This is a genomic window from Alteriqipengyuania triglochinis, assembly GCF_054655655.1.
This window is the reverse complement of the sequence record NZ_BAAHNC010000001.1, coordinates 245,869-261,000: the sequence shown is the minus strand read 5'-3', so window position 1 is coordinate 261,000 and position 15,132 is coordinate 245,869. Positions and strand designations below refer to the sequence as shown.

The following is a 15,132-nucleotide window of genomic DNA, read 5'->3' as shown; positions in this document are numbered from 1 at the left end:
AATTGCAGAAATGAGCGCGCCAGCCGCCACGGCCACTCCGCGTGAGCCGACCAGACGCGAAATCGGCCTTGTAATCGGCGCGTCGAGCGCCGGGACAATCTTCGAGTGGTACGATTTCTTCATCTACGGCACGCTTGCGAGCCTTATCGGCGCGGCCTTCTTCCCAAGTGGAAACGAAACGCTGCAAATCCTTCTCGTGTGGGCGGGATTTGCAGTCGGCTTCGGCTTCCGTCCACTCGGCGCAATCCTCTTCGGCTTCCTCGGCGACCGGCTGGGGCGCAAATATACCTTCCTCGTCACCGTGACCCTGATGGGCATCGCCACCGCGGGCGTGGGCCTGATACCCGGCGCGGCGAGCATCGGTATCGCGGCACCGATCATCGTCATCGCATTCCGCGTCCTGCAGGGTCTCGCCCTCGGCGGTGAATATGGCGGCGCGGCAATCTACGTCGCCGAGCACGCGCCGCCGGAAAAGCGCGGCTTCTACACCAGCTTCATCCAGGCGAGCGTGGTCGGCGGGTTCGTCCTCTCGATCGCCGTGGTGCTGAGCTGCCGCGCGATCATTCCACCGGACGATTTCGCCGCATGGGGCTGGCGTGTGCCCTTCCTGCTCTCAATCGTGCTGCTGCTCGTCTCGCTGTGGATGCGGCTCAAGCTCTCCGAAAGCCCGGTCTTCCAGGCGATGAAGGAGGCGGGCGAGACCAGCGGCAATCCCTTCGTCGAAAGCTTCACCTACCCCGGCAACAAGCGGCGCATCTTCGTCGCGTTGTTCGGCGTGGCGGGCGTGCTGACGGTGATCTGGTACACCGCCTTTTTCTACGGCCTGTCGTTCCTGCGCGGGCCGATGCGGGTGGACGAGGGGGTGACCGAGATTCTGATGCTGGTCTCGGGCCTTATCTCGATGAGCTTCTACGTCCTCGTCGGGCGCTGGTCCGACAGGGTGGGCCGCAAGAAGCCGATCATCATCGGCGCGGTCGCGACTTTGCTTTTGGTGTTTCCGATCTTCTGGGGGCTGGGTGCGCTCAGCAATCCCAGCCTTGCGCAAAGCTCGCGCGAGGTGCCGGTCATGGTCTCTGGCGAGGGGTGCGAATTCGATCCTTTCGCGGATGTTCAGGCGACCGCCTGCGGGCGGCTGCTGTCCGACCTCACCGCCCTCGGCGTGAACTACGACATCGGGCGGGACATCGGCCCCGCGCGGGTCGATGCGGGAAGCGCGGCGCTGATGATCGATCTGGCGGACGATGCGAACCGCAGGAATGCATTGCGATCGGCGCTGGAGGATCGGGGCTATGATTTCTCCACGCAGTACCCGCCGCTTGCCAATCTGATCGGGATCGTCGCGCTGCTGTGCTGCCTCGGTATGCTTTCCGCACTGACCTACGGATCGGTCGCCGCGCTGCTGGCCGAGATGTTTCCGCCCAAGATCCGTTATTCCTCGATGTCGATCCCCTACCATATCGGCGCCGGCTATCTTGGCGGGTTCCTGCCACTGATCGCCGGATACATCGTCGCCAGCACCGGCAATGCCTATGCAGGGCTGTGGTATTGCTGGGTTGTGATGGCTTTTGGGCTGCTTGTCGCATGGTGGGGCTTGCCGAGCGGGCCGCCACGTGATTTCGAGGATCGGTGACCGCATTCCCCGAACCCCCTCCGCCGACTCTTCGCCTCGCAATCGATACCGATGCGCTCGCCGCCAACTGGCGCGCGCTCGATGCGCTATCGAAGCCCGCCCGCGCCGGGGCGGCGGTGAAGGCCGATTGCTACGGCCTCGGCGTGGAGAACTGCGTGCCCGCACTGATCGAGGCAGGCGCACGCGATTTCTTCGTCGCGCACTGGAGCGAGGTCGCGCCGGTGCTGCGCTTCGTGGCACCCGAGCAGCTCTCTGTGCTGCATGGGCCGATCAACGCGGGCGAAGCGGCTTACGCCAGGGCAACCGGCGTGCGACCCGTCATCAACTCGCTCCATCAGGCGCGGCTGTGGGCTCAGGCGGGTGGCGGCGCCTGCAACCTGATGGTCGATACCGGGATCAATCGCCTTGGCGTTACCTTGGCCGAACTCGACGATCCGGCGCTCGCCGTACTCGATGTGCAGGTGCTGATGTCGCACCTTTCATCCGCCGAAGAGGACACGCCTGCCAATGCGCAGCAACTCGCGGCGTTTCGCGCAGCACAGGCGCGCATTCCGCACCGCGAGACGAGCCTTGCCAACAGCGCCGGCATCGCGCTGGGAGCCGATTATCACTGCGACCTCACGCGGCCCGGCCTTGCGCTGTATGGCGGCGTGCCGACGCCCGGGCTCGCCGATCATATCCGGCAAGTCGCCTATCCGCAGGCGGCTATCATCCATGTGCACGAACTGGGCGCGGGCGAGACCGTAGGCTACAACCGCGAATTCACCGCCGAGCGGCCGATGCGCGTCGGCACGGTCTCGCTCGGCTATGCCGACGGTTTCCTGCGCAGCTGGGGGGCGCGCGGCTTCCTCACCCACGGCGGGCGTCGTCTCCCGCTGCTCGGCAAGGTTTCGATGGACATGGTCGTGGTGGACCTTGGCCCGAGCCCAGATCTTGCGGTCGGCGACTGGCTCGACGTGCCCTATCACCTGCCCGATGCTGCACAATATTCGGGCCTGTCGCAGTACGAATTGCTGACCGTCCTCGGAACCCGCTTCGGCAGGAATATCAGCGCGGATTGCGCTTAGGATGCTGCAAATGCTAAGCGAGATGCTGCGCAGCATTAATGTGGAGCCCGATCGCGTTCATGGCCAACAAGAAACATGTCGAAGGCGACCCGATCGTCATCAAGAAATACGCCAATCGTCGGCTCTACAATACCGATAGTTCGAGCTACATCACGCTGGAGGATCTGGCGAAGATGACCCGCGAGGGCGTCGAATTCACGGTCGTCGACGCGAAGAGCGGGGACGACATCACCCATTCGATCCTGACCCAGATCATCGTCGAGGAAGAGGCCAATGGCGAGCATATCCTCCCGGTCAGCTTCCTGCGCGACCTGATCTCGATGTACGGCAATTCGATGCAATCGATGATGCCGAGCTATCTCGAAGCGAGCATGGCCAATTTCCGCGCCAACCAGGCGAAGATTGCCGAGGCATGGCAGAGCGGAATGGCAGGCAATCCGCTGGCCAAGATGGCCGAGACCAACCTTGCTATGATGCGCGCGGCGACCGACGCGTTCACCGGACAGGGCGGCGCGGGCAGGGGCGCGGCGCGGTCCGAGGCCAAGGCCGACGATACCGCGCAGGAGCTTGCCTCGATGCGCGACCAGATGGCCGCGATGCAGAAAAAGCTCGACGAACTCGGCAAGTAGGAAAAACGGACCATCCCCTCACCCTGAGCTTGTCGAAGGGTGGTCCTTCTTCCTAAGAGCGGCGTCCGAAGAAAACGCAGTGCTTCGACAGGCTCAGCACGAGTATGTGCGGGTCTGCGGCGCTTCATGAGCAAGGCAAAATCCCAGTGTCCAAGATCCGTCACGCCCTTTCCGTCAAACGCGAAGACGACTTCGCCGCCTGGTATCAGGCCGCCATTGCCGAAGGGCAGATGGCCGAGGAATCGGGGGTGCGCGGCTGCATGGTCATCAAGCCGTGGGGCTACGGCATCTGGGAACGTATCCAGCGCCTGCTCGACGACCGGATCAAGGCGACCGGCCACGACAATGCCTATTTCCCGCTGTTCATCCCGCTGAGCAACTTCGAGCGCGAGGCCGACCATGTCGAAGGCTTCGCCAAGGAAATGGCAGTCGTCACGCACCACCGCCTGATCGCGGACGGGAAGGGCGGGCTGATCCCCGATCCCGAAGCGAAGCTGGAAGAGCCGCTGGTGGTGCGGCCCACGTCCGAAACGATCATCGGCGATGCGATGGCGCGCTGGGTGCAGAGCTGGCGCGACCTGCCGCTCAAACTCAACCAGTGGGCCAACGTGGTCCGGTGGGAAATGCGCACGCGCATGTTCCTGCGCACCAGCGAATTCCTCTGGCAGGAAGGGCACACTGCGCACGCCACGCCCGAGGAGGCGAAGGACCACACGCTGACCATGCTCGAAGTCTATCGCGGGATGGCCGAGGACGATCTCGCGCTGCCGGTAATCGCGGGCGAAAAGCCCGAGCATGAGCGTTTCCCCGGCGCGGTCGAGACGTGGTCGATCGAGGCGATGATGCAGGACGGCAAGGCGCTGCAGGCTGGCACGAGCCACTATCTCGGCACCAATTTCGCCAAGGCATCGGGCATCAAGTACCAGGCGCAGGAAGGCGGCGAGCAGTTCGCACACACCACCAGTTGGGGCGTTTCGACCCGGCTGATCGGCGGTGTCATCATGACCCATGGCGACGATGACGGGCTGCGTGTGCCGCCCCGGATCGCGCCGTGGCAGGTCGTGATCCTGCCGATGCTGCGCGGCAATGACGATGATGCTGCGCTGATCGAATATTGCGAAGCGCTGCGCGCCACCCTGACCGGCCAGCAGGCGCTGGGCGAGCCGGTCCGCGTGCTGCTCGACACCAAGCCCGGCAAGCCTGCGCAGAAGCGGTGGGACTGGGTCCGCAAGGGCGCGCCCGTCATCGTCGAAGTCGGCGGACGCGACATGGAGAACGGCGTGGTTACGCTGATCCGCCGCGATGATCTGTGGGACATGGAAACCGGCAAGCTCAACTCGCAGGCGCTGACGCGCGAGAGTGCGGGTGAGACCATTCCCGGCCTGCTCGGCGACATCCAGCAGGCACTTTTCGCGCAGGCCGCCCAACGCCGCGATGCCAATATCGCGACCGGGATCGACAGCTGGGATGGCGTGGTCGAGTTCTTCGCCAGCAACGGCAAGTATCCCGGCTGGGTCGAGGTGCAGTGGTCGAAACCGACCGGCGATACGCTGGAGAAGGTCGTCGAGCGGCTCAAGGCCGAAAAGCTGACCGTGCGCAACGTGCCGCGCGACACGGCACCTGCCGACGGCGCCTGCATCTTCACCGGAGAGCCGGCGGTAGAGCGGATTTACGTCGCACGCGCATACTGATTTTTTGGGGGGAATTTCATGGGCAATGCGATCAGGCACGGGTTTGCGAACCTGACGAACTTTTCGGGTCGGGACAGCCGCACGCTGTTCTGGTGGTGGGTGTTGCTGATCGTCGTCATCACCTTCGCGATCAGCTTCATTTCCGGGATCGTGTTTGCCGCAGGATCGATGGGCACCGCGTTCCAGGCCGCTTCGGGAGAGGTGGACCAGGCGCAGATCCAGGCAGAGATGATGCGCAGCATGGCGGGCAGCCTTGGCACGCAGGCCTGGATCGGCGTGGCAATCTCGCTCATCGGTCTGGTCCTGCTGATCGCGTCCTTCGTGCGCCGCCTGCGCGATGCAGGGCTGCCCGTACTCATCGCGGTAATCCCGGTCATTACCACGCTGATCGCTGCCTATGCGAGCGTGGCGGGCGTGCAGGAAATGCAGGCCCTGATGATGAGCGGTGACCAGCAGGCGATGAACGAGGCTGCGGCCGATCCCGGCCTCGGCATGGTCGCCTATATCGGCTATCTCGTCGTGATCGTGTGCGGCCTCATCCCGACGCGGGCCGCCGACTAGCGCGCCCACCAAGAGGCACCTTGACCCAGGGCCGCGAGCAAGCTGTTGTGTGCGGATGAAAAAACGCATCCTCGCCGCCGCCCTGCTCGTTTCCACCGCACCGCTGGCCGCGCAACCGGGAACTCCTGCGCCAGATCCGGCGGAGGATGTTTCGCAGGAGCGCCTGCGCGCCGATGTGGAGCGGCTGGTCGCCTTCGGCACCCGCCATACCCTCTCCGAACAGGACAATCCTGAGCGCGGCATTGGCGCGGCGGTCGACTGGGGGCTCGAAACCTTCCGGGCGATCTCCGCCGACTGCGGCGGCTGCCTCACCGTGGTCGCGCCCGAAACCACCGTCGACGGGCGGCGCATTCCGCAGCCCACGCGGCTACGCAACGCGGTCGCGATCCAGCGTGGGAGTGAACGGCCGGGTGAGGTCATCATCATCCAGGGCCATATCGACAGCCGCGCGAGCGACGTGATGGATGCCCAAGCCGAAGCCCCCGGCGCCAACGACGATGGTTCGGGCACCGCGCTCGCGATCGAGGCCGCGCGGGTTCTCAGCCAGCAGCAGTACCCCGTCACCATCGTGTACGCGCTGCTCTCGGGCGAGGAGCAGGGGCTCTATGGCGGGCAGCTGATGGCGGATTATGCGGTCGAGCAAGGCTGGGACGTCAAGGCGGTGCTCAACAACGACATCGTCGGCAATTCGTGCGGGGCGGACGGCTATTGCGAGCCCGATGTAGTGCGCGTGTTCTCAGAAGGACCGCGCGCCGATCTGACCGACGATATCCGCGCAGCGCAGCGCCGCGACGGGGGCGAAAACGACAGCCCGAGCCGCAATCTTTCGCGCTTCATCGATCGTCTGGCAAATGGGAAAGAGGGGAGCCTCGACGTGCGGCAGATCTGGCGGGTCGACCGGATGGGCCGCGGCGGCGACCAGATCCGCTTCCTCGAAGCAGGCTATCCTGCGGTGCGCTTCACCGTCGGGGTGGAGGATTACGACCACCAGCATCAGGACCTGCGCACCGAAGACGGGACGGACTACGGCGATACGATCGACGAGATGGACTTCGCCTACCTCGCCCGCGTCACCGAGCTGAACGTGCGCGTCGCCGACGCTCTTTCCCGCACGCCACCGCCGCCCGCGCCCGTCGCACAGGCCGCGGTCCGCACCGATACTCTCGTGGAGTGGGACGAAGTGCCGGGGGCAGAGGAGTACCGACTTTTCCAGCGGCGCACGATGGATCCTGCATGGCCCGCCGAGCCCGCACGCGTGGTGCGTTCGCACCCCCCACGCCCGGTACGAACGCACCTCGCGGAGATGGAGCCGCAGGGCGCGGACTTCTCGATCGTGCTCGACGGCGTTCGCGGCGACGACTGGTTCTTCGGTGTCAGCGCCTGCGCCGCTGGCGGCCTGTGCTCGCCCGTCGCCAGCGCGGTCCCCGCCGGGCAATTCGCGCCGGTCGGCAAGGAAGAAGGCGACGAATAGCCTCCGCATCTGCTAGGTGCGGGCCCATATGGCTCGAAACGCAAAACCCAAGCACCCCCATGGCCTGCCGACGCAGAAGCAGGTCCTCGAATTCATCCAGACCTCCGATAGCACGGTCGGCAAGCGCGAGATCGCCAAGGCCTTCGGGCTGAAGGGGCAGGAGAAGATCGCGCTCAAGAAACTGCTGAAGGACATGGCCGAGGAAGGCCTGATCGACGGCAAGAAGACCGCCTATCACCGCATGGGCGGCATCCCCAAGGTCACCGTGCTGCGCGTGGTCGAGATCGAAGATGGCGAGCCGGTCGCCGTGCCCGAGAAGTGGGAGCCCGACGACGGCGCCAAGCCGCCGCGCCTCACCATCGTGGAAAAATCGCGCGGGCGCGGCTCGAAAGGCATGCCCGCGCTCAAGGTCAATGACCGCGTGCTCGCCCGCACCGAGGAAACGCCCCGCGGCTGGCGCGCGCATCCGATGAAGAAGCTCGCCCAGCAGACGGAGGGCCTTATCGGCGTGGTCGAGAAGGACGGGCGCGGCAAGTTCTGGCTTGCTCCGGTCGACAAGAAGGTGCGCAATTCCTCGCCCATCTCCGATGTCGGCACGGCCGAGGAAGGGCAGCTGGTCTCCGCAGAGCCGACCGGGCGCGGCCCGCGCGCGGGCGTGCGGGTGACCGAGGTGCTCGGCGATCCGCTGGCCCCCAACAGCTTCTCCATGATCGCGATTGCCAAGCAGGGCATCCCCCACGTCTTCCCGCAGGAAGTCCTCGACGAGGCGCAGCTGGCGGCAAAGCTGCCCGTCTCCGCCGATACGCGTGAAGACCTGCGCCATGTGCCGATCATCGCAATCGACCCGGCGGACGCGCGCGACCACGATGACGCGATCTGGGCCGAACCCGATACGGCGCAGGACAACGAGGGCGGCTTCCGCGCGATCATCGCGATCGCCGATGTCTCGCACTATGTCCGGCCGGGCAGCGCGCTCGACAAGGAAGCGAGGAAGCGCGGCAATTCGGTCTATTTCCCCGACCGGGTCGTGCCGATGCTGCCCGAGGTGCTCTCCGCCGACGTGTGTTCGCTACGGGCGGACGAAGACCGCGCGGCGATGGTCTGCCACCTGCGGATTTCCGCCAAGGGCAAGCTGCTCGACTGGCGCTTTACCCGCGCGATCGTACGAATCGCGGAGGTGATCGCCTACGAGGAAGCGCAGCGGCGGATCGACGAGTCCGTCGGGGACGAAAAGCTGGACAACCTGTGGAAAGCCTGGGGAGCGCTGTGGAAAGCGCGCGAGGCGCGCGACCCGCTCGACCTCGATCTGCCCGAGCGGCGCGTGATCCTCGACGAGGAGGGCGGGATCAAGGAAATCGCGATCCGCGAACGACTCGACGCGCACCGCGTGGTCGAGGAATTCATGATCGCGGCCAATGTCGCGGCGGCTAAGGCGCTGGAGAACAAGAACTCGCCCGTCGTCTACCGCGTTCACGAACAGCCGAGCCGCGAGAAGCTGCTGGCCCTGAAGGAATATCTCGGCACGCTCGATATGAAACTTGCCATGGGGCAGGTGATCACGCCCACGCTGTTCAACCGCTTCCTGAAGGATGTGTCAGACGAGCAGGAAAAGGCGCTGCTGATGGAAGCGGTGCTGCGCACGCAGACGCAGGCCTATTACGGGCCGGACAATCAGGGGCATTTCGGTCTCTCGCTGGGCAGTTATGCGCACTTCACCTCGCCGATCCGCCGCTATGCCGACCTGCTGGTGCACCGCGCACTGGTCGATGCCTTCAAGCTCGAGCAGCCCAAACCGAAGGGCAAACTGCCCGAGAGCAGCGGGCTGAGCGATGTCGACCGCAGCGATATGGGCAAGATCAGCGAGGCGATCAGCCGGACAGAGCGCCGCGCAATGGAGGCAGAGCGCGATACGATCGACCGCTATGTCGCGGCATGGCTGGCAGGCCGGGTGGGCGAAACCTTCGAAACGCGGATCACCGGCGTGCAGAACTTCGGCTTCTTCGCCACCATCGTGGGGCTGGGCGGCGACGGGCTGGTGCCGATCTCCACCATCGGCGACGAGTATTTCCATTTCGACGAGGCGGCCAAGGCGCTGGTCGGGTCGGACACGGGCACCCGCTATGAAACCGGGCAGCGGCTCGAGATGAAGCTGGTCGAGGCCAATGCGCTGACCGGCGCACTGCGCTTCGAAGTGCCCGGCGGCGATGCCTCCAAGGCTCGCGAGGGGCGCCCGCTGCGCAGCACGCCCAAGGGGCCGCGCAAGGATGGGCCCCGGAAGGGCGGTCCCAAGAAGGATGGCCCAAGGAAAGACAAGGCCGGCAAGCACCAGGTCGGCAAGCGCGGTCGGCCGGGCAATATCCGCCACCAGGGGCGCAAGAAGAAGTGATACGGGCCGCGCATACCGGCTAAAGCATGGGGGAACGCGGGCGAGCGGGGCCCCGTTGGTAGGGCAAAGGAGAACGCCTCATGCCCACGCTCGTCCCCGGCCGCAAAGTCCCCAATCTCGACCTCGAACTCACGATCGAGGCGCGTTTCCAGCTCGCCAAGCAGAAGCCCGACGCCTTCACCATGCTGGTCTTCTATCGCGGCAGTCACTGCCCGATCTGCAAGAAATATCTCGAAGAGCTGGGCGGCAAGCTGGAGAAGTTCACCACGCTCGGCGTCGCACCCTTCGCGATCTCGATGGACAGCAAGGACCGCGCTATGGTCGCGCACGAGGAGTGGGCGACGCACGACCTCCCCCTCGCCTACAACCTGTCCGAAGAGCAGGCGCGCGAGTGGGGCCTGTTCCTATCGGAAAAGCGCCCGGAAAGCGACGAGCCCGAGCTGTTTTCCGAACCCGGCCTGTTCCTGATCCGGCCCGACCGCACTCTTTATTTCGAGGATGTGCAGAGCGGGCCTTTCGCCCGCCCGCCGCTCGACGACCTGCTCGATGCGATCGAATTCGTTCGGGAGGATGACTATCCGGTGCGCGGCACCGCGACCTGACCGTGGCAGGCCCCGAAACGGTCAGGCTCCGCCGATCCGGTCCACGTCTTCGGTGGTCAGCGAGCCCGGCAGGATCACGAGCGGGCAGGGCAGGCCGCCCGGGTTGGCGGAAAAGTGGTGGACAAGCGGCCCCGGCGGGCCCTCCGATGCGGCACCCAGCACGAGCGCCAGCACATCGGGGTTCTCGGCGAGGTATTCGCGTACGATCCGGTCGCCATCGCCCACCTTCACCGCGATGTTCGGCATCTTGCCGCTTTCGGAAAAGACGTTGCCCGCCGCGCTGGTGGCGATAGCCTCCGCCCGGTCGCGCGCCTCCTGCTCGATCGTCGCCTGCACGCCGCCGAAAGCGTTGAAATTCTGCGGCTGGACGATGGCGAGGATCTGCACCGACCCGCCGCTCGATTCCGCCCAGCGCATGGCGAAGCGCAGCGCCTTACGCGCTTCCTTCGTCTCGTCGATGATGACCAGGTATTTACCCATTGGAAATCTCCCGGCCCCGCTTTCGGCACAAATTCGTAATGATGGCAAGGCGCTTGCCCCGTGTGCCCAAATTGGCCAAAGCGAGGCAAAGGGCCGGTTGCCGCTACGGCGCGGTCAAAGCTGACGCAGATTGCAGGACACGTAAATGCCCACACCGATCAAGATGCCCGCGCTTTCACCGACGATGGAGGAGGGGACGCTGGCCAAATGGCTGGTGAAGGAAGGCGACACGGTATCAGCCGGCGACCTCCTGGCCGAGATCGAAACCGACAAGGCGACGATGGAATTCGAGGCGGTCGACGAAGGCACCATCGCCTCGATCGAAGTGGCCGAGGGGACCGAGGGCGTCGCCGTCGGCACGGTCATCGCGATGATGGCGGGCGAGGGCGAGAGCGTGGAAGACGCCGCCAAGGCCGCCCCCGCTGCCGATGAGGACGCGGCACAGCCCGGCGGCAAAGCCGAGAAGGCCGCCGGTGACGAAACCGCGAGCGAACCTGCCAAGGCGCAGCCGCGCGAGAGTGCCGAGCCGACCCGGGCCAAGAATACCGGCAAGACCGGCACGGTCCCCGAAAGCGGCAAGGCGGGCCCCGCGCCGACCGATGAAAGCGGCGACCGCGTGTTCGCCTCCCCGCTCGCCCGGCGTATCGCGGACCAGAAGGGCCTCGACCTCACCGATGTGAAGGGAAGCGGGCCGCACGGGCGAATCGTGAAGGCCGACGTCGAGGATGCACAGGTCGGTCGACCCGCGAGCGAGGCGAAGCCCGGCGCGGTCGCAGGCCCGGTCGACGCCGCGATGGACGGCGACGCGCCGTTCAACGAGGAAAAGCTCTCGGGCGTGCGCAAGGTCGTCGCCAAGCGGCTTACCGCCGCCAAGCAGGAAGTGCCGCACTATTACCTCAGCGTGGACATCCGGCTCGACGCGCTGCTCGCCGCGCGCAAGGATCTGAACGCGATGCTGGAGGCCGAAGGCGTGAAGCTGTCGGTCAACGACCTGCTGATCAAGGCGCTGGCCAAGGCGCTGATGCGCACCCCGCAGGCGCATGTCAGCTTCCAGGGCGACACGCTGCATCGTTACAATCGGGCGGATATCTCGGTCGCGGTGGCCTCGCCCAAGGGCCTCATCACCCCGATCATCCGTGGTGCCGATCGCAAGAGCCTCGCGGAGATCGCGACCGAGATGAAGGACCTCGCGGGCAAGGCGCGCGAAGGCAAGCTGCAGCCGCACGAATACCAGGGCGGCACCGCCAGCATTTCCAACCTCGGCATGTTCGGGATCAAGCAGTTCGACGCGGTCATCAACCCGCCGCAGGGCATGATCATGGCGGTCGGCGCCGGCGAGCAGCGCCCATGGGTGGTCGACGGGCAGATTGCTCCGGCGACGATCATGACCGCCTCGGGCTCGTTCGATCACCGCGCGATCGACGGTGCGGAAGGCGCGCAGCTGATGGAAGCCTTCAAGCAGATGTGCGAACAGCCGATGGGGATGATGCTGTGAGGATCGCACTCGCCACACTCACCACTCTGGCGCTCTCGCTCGCCGCGTGCGAGCGGGCACCTGCGGATGGTACGGAAGAAGAACCCGCGCCTGACGCGCAGACCGCCGGAGCCTCCGCCACGCCTTACGACGGCCCCATCCCGATGCCGATCCGGATCGGCACCAATGGCCCCGATGCCGATTCGTGTGCCAGCTACGGCGAAGTGACCGGCCTCGATGCGGCGGGCGAAACCTATCTCTCTGTACGCGACGCGCCGAGCCTTGATGTGAAGGAGCGTGATCGGCTCGATGCCGGGCAGGGCGTCCATATCTGCGGCGAAAGCGGGGGCTGGTACGGCATCGTCTACGACAATTCGGACGAGGCGCAGGAATGCGGCATCGAAGAGCCCGTGTCGGAGCCGACCAATTACACCGGCCCCTGTGCGCAGGGCTGGGTCCAGGCGGATTTCGTCACCATCGTGGCAGGATGATGACCGAGGCCCAACCCCAGATCCGCGTCACCGCGATGCCGACCGACATGAACCCCTATGGGGGCGTGTTCGGCGGGTGGCTGATGAGCCAGATGGCGCTCGGTGCCGGTTCGCTGGCGAGCCGCGAAGGGCAGGGCCGCGCGAATGTGGTCGCCGCGAGCGATTTCGGCTTCCCCGCCGCAATGGCGCTGGGTGACGAGCTCAATATCTACTGCGAGATCGTGAAAGAGGGGAACACCTCGATCACGATCGCCGCCGAAGGCATCGCTCGCGCGCGCCATGGCGAAGAGACCAAGCTGGTGTGCAAGGGCACCTTCGTGTTCGTGCTCGCCGACGACGATGGCAATCCGCGCCCCGTGCGCATGCAGGCCGCCGCGGCCGCGACGCCTTCATCGGACAATGATGGCTGAGGCGCTGACCTGCATCTCTCGCCGACCGTTTTCCGCCGCCTGTCGGGTGGCACATTTTTAGCGCCTGACCCCTGTGTCAGGCGTGTCAGACAAACCAGCAAGAGGCTTCCATGGCTGAGAAATACGACCTTATCGTTCTGGGCAGCGGACCGGGCGGCTACGTCGCCGCGATTCGCGGGGCGCAGCTGGGGCTGAAGGTCGCCATCGTGGAGCGCGAGCTGCTCGGCGGGATCTGCCTCAACTGGGGCTGCATCCCGACCAAGGCGCTGCTGCGCTCGGCCGAAATCCTGCATTATGCGCAGAACGCGAAGGATTACGGCCTGAAGATCGCGGGCGCAATCGAGGCCGATCTGGAAGCCGTGGTGAAGCGCTCGCGCGGCGTGGCCAAGCAGCTCAACCAGGGCGTCACGCACCTGATGAAGAAGAACAAGATCGCGGTGCATATGGGCGAGGGTAAGCTGACCGGCCCTACCTCGCTGACGGTCACAGGCGAGAAGGGTGAAGAGAAGCTGGAGGCGAAGCACATCATCGTCGCCACCGGCGCGCGGGCGCGCGACCTGCCTTTCGCCAAGGCCGACGGCGAACGGATCTGGACCTATCGCCACGCGATGACGCCCAAGGACATGCCGAAGAAACTGCTGGTGATCGGATCGGGCGCGATCGGGATCGAATTCGCCAGCTTCTACAACGACATGGGCGTGGACGTGACCGTGGTCGAAATGCTCGACCGGATCGTGCCGGTGGAAGACAAGGACGTCTCCGCCTTCCTTCACAAGAGCCTGACCAAGCAGGGCATCACGATCATGACCGGCGCGGGTGTCGAAGACATCAAGGCAGACGGCAAGGGCGTGAAGGCCAAGATCAAGGACAAGGACGGCAAGGTGAGCGAGAGCGAATTCTCGCACTGCATCACCGCCATCGGGATCGTGCCCAATACCGAGAATATCGGGTTGGAAAAGCTTGCCGAGATGGAGAAGGGCTTCATTCAGGTCGACGACTATGGCCGCACCAAGAGCAAGGGCCTGTGGGCGATCGGCGATTGCACGCCGGGGCCGTGGCTGGCGCACAAGGCGAGCCACGAGGGCGTGACCGCGGCCGAAGCGATCGCGCAGGAGCTGGGCGACAAGGATGTCCACCCGCACCCGCTCGACCGTCGCAACATCCCGGGCTGCACCTATTGTCACCCGCAGATCGCCAGCGTCGGCCTGACCGAGGAAAAAGCGAAGGAAGCCGGCTACGACGTGAAGGCGGGCACCTTCCCCTTCATCGGCAACGGCAAGGCGATCGCTTTGGGCGAGGCCGAAGGCTTCACCAAGACCGTGTTCGACGCCAAGACCGGCGAACTGCTGGGCGCGCACATGGTGGGCGCGGAAGTGACCGAGATGATCCAGGGCTTCGTCGTCGGCAAGACGCTGGAGACCACGGAAGCGGAACTGATGCAGACGGTCTTCCCGCACCCGACGATCTCGGAATCGATGCACGAAAGCGTGCTCGCCAGCTACGGACGCGCGCTGCACATCTGATTATGGGAAACCGGCGGGTCGCCGGGCGTTGGGTGCGTATGAGCGAAGAAAAGAAAACGCCGCCCCGCGGCGACAAGCCCAATGGCAAGAACGACAGCGAAATCACGCACGAGCATCGCGCGCTGATGAACCAAGGTTCCGCCAAGCCGGAGGATTATCCGGCGGACGAACGTGACGCGCAGTCGCTGGTGAACAAGGACAAGCGGCGCGACCAGTCGGACTGATCGCGCCGCCGTTCCTGTTTCTTTCAGATTACGCTTTGCGGCGCAGGAATGCGATCACCGCGAGGATCAGGAAGACCACGAACAGGATCCACGCGATGTTGGACGAAACCCCGGCGATACCGCCGAAGCCCAACACGGCAGCGACCAGCGCGATAATCAGAAAGATGATAGCCCAACGAAGCATTAGTATTCTCCCCAGTGTGGTCACTGGCATATGCCGGACGGCGATGGGAGGGCTCCCGCTTAACATTTATCAACCCAGCAAAGGTGCAGGGTCACAACTCGGCGCGAAGCACGGCCTCTAGGGAAGGAGCGGGTGCTCGACCCGCCGTCCTCCCGGAGGCTGGAGCGAGGCGAGTTGCCGCGACGTCAAATGATGGCGGACAGGGTGGGATTCGAACCCACGGTGAGCGTAAACCCACGGCGGTTTTCAAGACCGCTGCCTTAAACCACTCGGCCACCTGTCCTTGTGCGGAATGTCGGCTAACGCTTC

15 protein-coding genes and 1 tRNA gene are annotated in these 15,132 nt (G+C 65.2%); 13 read left to right on the top strand and 3 right to left on the bottom strand.

Annotation, left to right across the window (positions count from 1 at the left end; all coding sequences use genetic code 11):
* The first annotated feature begins 10 nt into the window (after positions 1-10).
* The 8 genes from ACYQ0L_RS01330 to ACYQ0L_RS01295 all read left to right on the top strand — a co-directional run bounded on the left by ACYQ0L_RS01330 (position 11) and on the right by ACYQ0L_RS01295 (position 10,037).
* Positions 11-1,630 (top strand): MFS transporter, encoded by a 1,620-nt coding sequence (locus ACYQ0L_RS01330; protein WP_459787127.1) that lies wholly within the window; start codon positions 11-13, stop codon positions 1,628-1,630.
* Complete coding sequence (gene alr, locus ACYQ0L_RS01325; RefSeq protein WP_459787126.1) at positions 1,627-2,697, top strand: alanine racemase; 1,071 nt, start codon at positions 1,627-1,629, stop codon at positions 2,695-2,697. Before ACYQ0L_RS01330 ends, alr begins: the two co-directional genes overlap by 4 nt.
* 59 nt (positions 2,698-2,756) lie before the next feature.
* Positions 2,757-3,326 (top strand): polyhydroxyalkanoate synthesis repressor PhaR, encoded by a 570-nt coding sequence (phaR, locus tag ACYQ0L_RS01320; protein WP_459787125.1) that lies wholly within the window; start codon positions 2,757-2,759, stop codon positions 3,324-3,326.
* A gap of 146 nt (positions 3,327-3,472) precedes the next feature.
* Positions 3,473-5,017 carry a proline--tRNA ligase gene (gene proS / locus ACYQ0L_RS01315; protein WP_459787124.1) on the top strand — a complete coding sequence of 515 codons (1,545 nt, stop codon included), beginning with the start codon at positions 3,473-3,475 and terminating at the stop codon, positions 5,015-5,017.
* Between the two features lie 18 nt (positions 5,018-5,035).
* A complete protein-coding gene (locus ACYQ0L_RS01310; RefSeq protein ID WP_459787123.1) occupies positions 5,036-5,578 on the top strand; it encodes a DUF805 domain-containing protein in 543 nt (180 codons plus the stop codon).
* Positions 5,579-5,633: 55 nt separating this feature from the next.
* Complete coding sequence (locus tag ACYQ0L_RS01305; protein ID WP_459787122.1) at positions 5,634-7,049, top strand: M20/M25/M40 family metallo-hydrolase; 1,416 nt, start codon at positions 5,634-5,636, stop codon at positions 7,047-7,049.
* Between the two features lie 28 nt (positions 7,050-7,077).
* A complete protein-coding gene (gene rnr / locus ACYQ0L_RS01300) occupies positions 7,078-9,435 on the top strand; it encodes a ribonuclease R (RefSeq protein ID WP_459787121.1) in 2,358 nt (785 codons plus the stop codon).
* A gap of 80 nt (positions 9,436-9,515) precedes the next feature.
* Positions 9,516-10,037, top strand: a complete 522-nt coding sequence (locus tag ACYQ0L_RS01295) for a redoxin domain-containing protein (protein ID WP_459787120.1) — start codon at positions 9,516-9,518, stop codon at positions 10,035-10,037.
* 21 nt (positions 10,038-10,058) lie between these two features.
* Here ACYQ0L_RS01295 and ACYQ0L_RS01290 read toward each other — a convergent pair whose 3' ends face one another.
* Positions 10,059-10,517: a universal stress protein gene (locus ACYQ0L_RS01290; RefSeq protein ID WP_459787119.1), complete on the bottom strand. Its 459-nt coding sequence runs from the start codon at positions 10,515-10,517 to the stop codon at positions 10,059-10,061.
* Positions 10,518-10,662: 145 nt separating this feature from the next.
* Between ACYQ0L_RS01290 and ACYQ0L_RS01285 the strand changes: the two genes are divergently transcribed.
* The 5 genes from ACYQ0L_RS01285 to ACYQ0L_RS01265 all read left to right on the top strand — a co-directional run bounded on the left by ACYQ0L_RS01285 (position 10,663) and on the right by ACYQ0L_RS01265 (position 14,639).
* Positions 10,663-12,012, top strand: coding sequence for a pyruvate dehydrogenase complex dihydrolipoamide acetyltransferase (locus ACYQ0L_RS01285; RefSeq protein ID WP_459787118.1), 1,350 nt, complete (start codon positions 10,663-10,665; stop codon positions 12,010-12,012).
* Positions 12,009-12,482 (top strand): SH3 domain-containing protein, encoded by a 474-nt coding sequence (locus tag ACYQ0L_RS01280; protein ID WP_459787117.1) that lies wholly within the window; start codon positions 12,009-12,011, stop codon positions 12,480-12,482. Before ACYQ0L_RS01285 ends, ACYQ0L_RS01280 begins: the two co-directional genes overlap by 4 nt.
* A complete protein-coding gene (locus tag ACYQ0L_RS01275) occupies positions 12,482-12,892 on the top strand; it encodes an acyl-CoA thioesterase (RefSeq protein ID WP_459787116.1) in 411 nt (136 codons plus the stop codon). The genes ACYQ0L_RS01280 and ACYQ0L_RS01275 overlap by 1 nt, the downstream gene beginning before the upstream one ends.
* 110 nt (positions 12,893-13,002) lie before the next feature.
* Positions 13,003-14,415, top strand: a complete 1,413-nt coding sequence (lpdA, locus tag ACYQ0L_RS01270; protein ID WP_459787115.1) for a dihydrolipoyl dehydrogenase — start codon at positions 13,003-13,005, stop codon at positions 14,413-14,415.
* Positions 14,416-14,453: 38 nt separating this feature from the next.
* Positions 14,454-14,639 carry a hypothetical protein gene (locus ACYQ0L_RS01265; protein WP_459787114.1) on the top strand — a complete coding sequence of 62 codons (186 nt, stop codon included), beginning with the start codon at positions 14,454-14,456 and terminating at the stop codon, positions 14,637-14,639.
* A 28-nt stretch (positions 14,640-14,667) separates the two neighbouring features.
* On the opposite strand, the gene ACYQ0L_RS01260 is transcribed toward ACYQ0L_RS01265, so the two are convergent.
* Together ACYQ0L_RS01260 and ACYQ0L_RS01255 are read right to left on the bottom strand one after the other, a co-directional pair.
* Positions 14,668-14,823, bottom strand: a complete 156-nt coding sequence (locus ACYQ0L_RS01260) for a DUF1328 domain-containing protein (RefSeq protein ID WP_459787113.1) — start codon at positions 14,821-14,823, stop codon at positions 14,668-14,670.
* Positions 14,824-15,016: 193 nt separating this feature from the next.
* Positions 15,017-15,106: transfer RNA gene (locus tag ACYQ0L_RS01255), tRNA-Ser, on the bottom strand.
* Between the last annotated feature and the right edge of the window lie 26 nt (positions 15,107-15,132).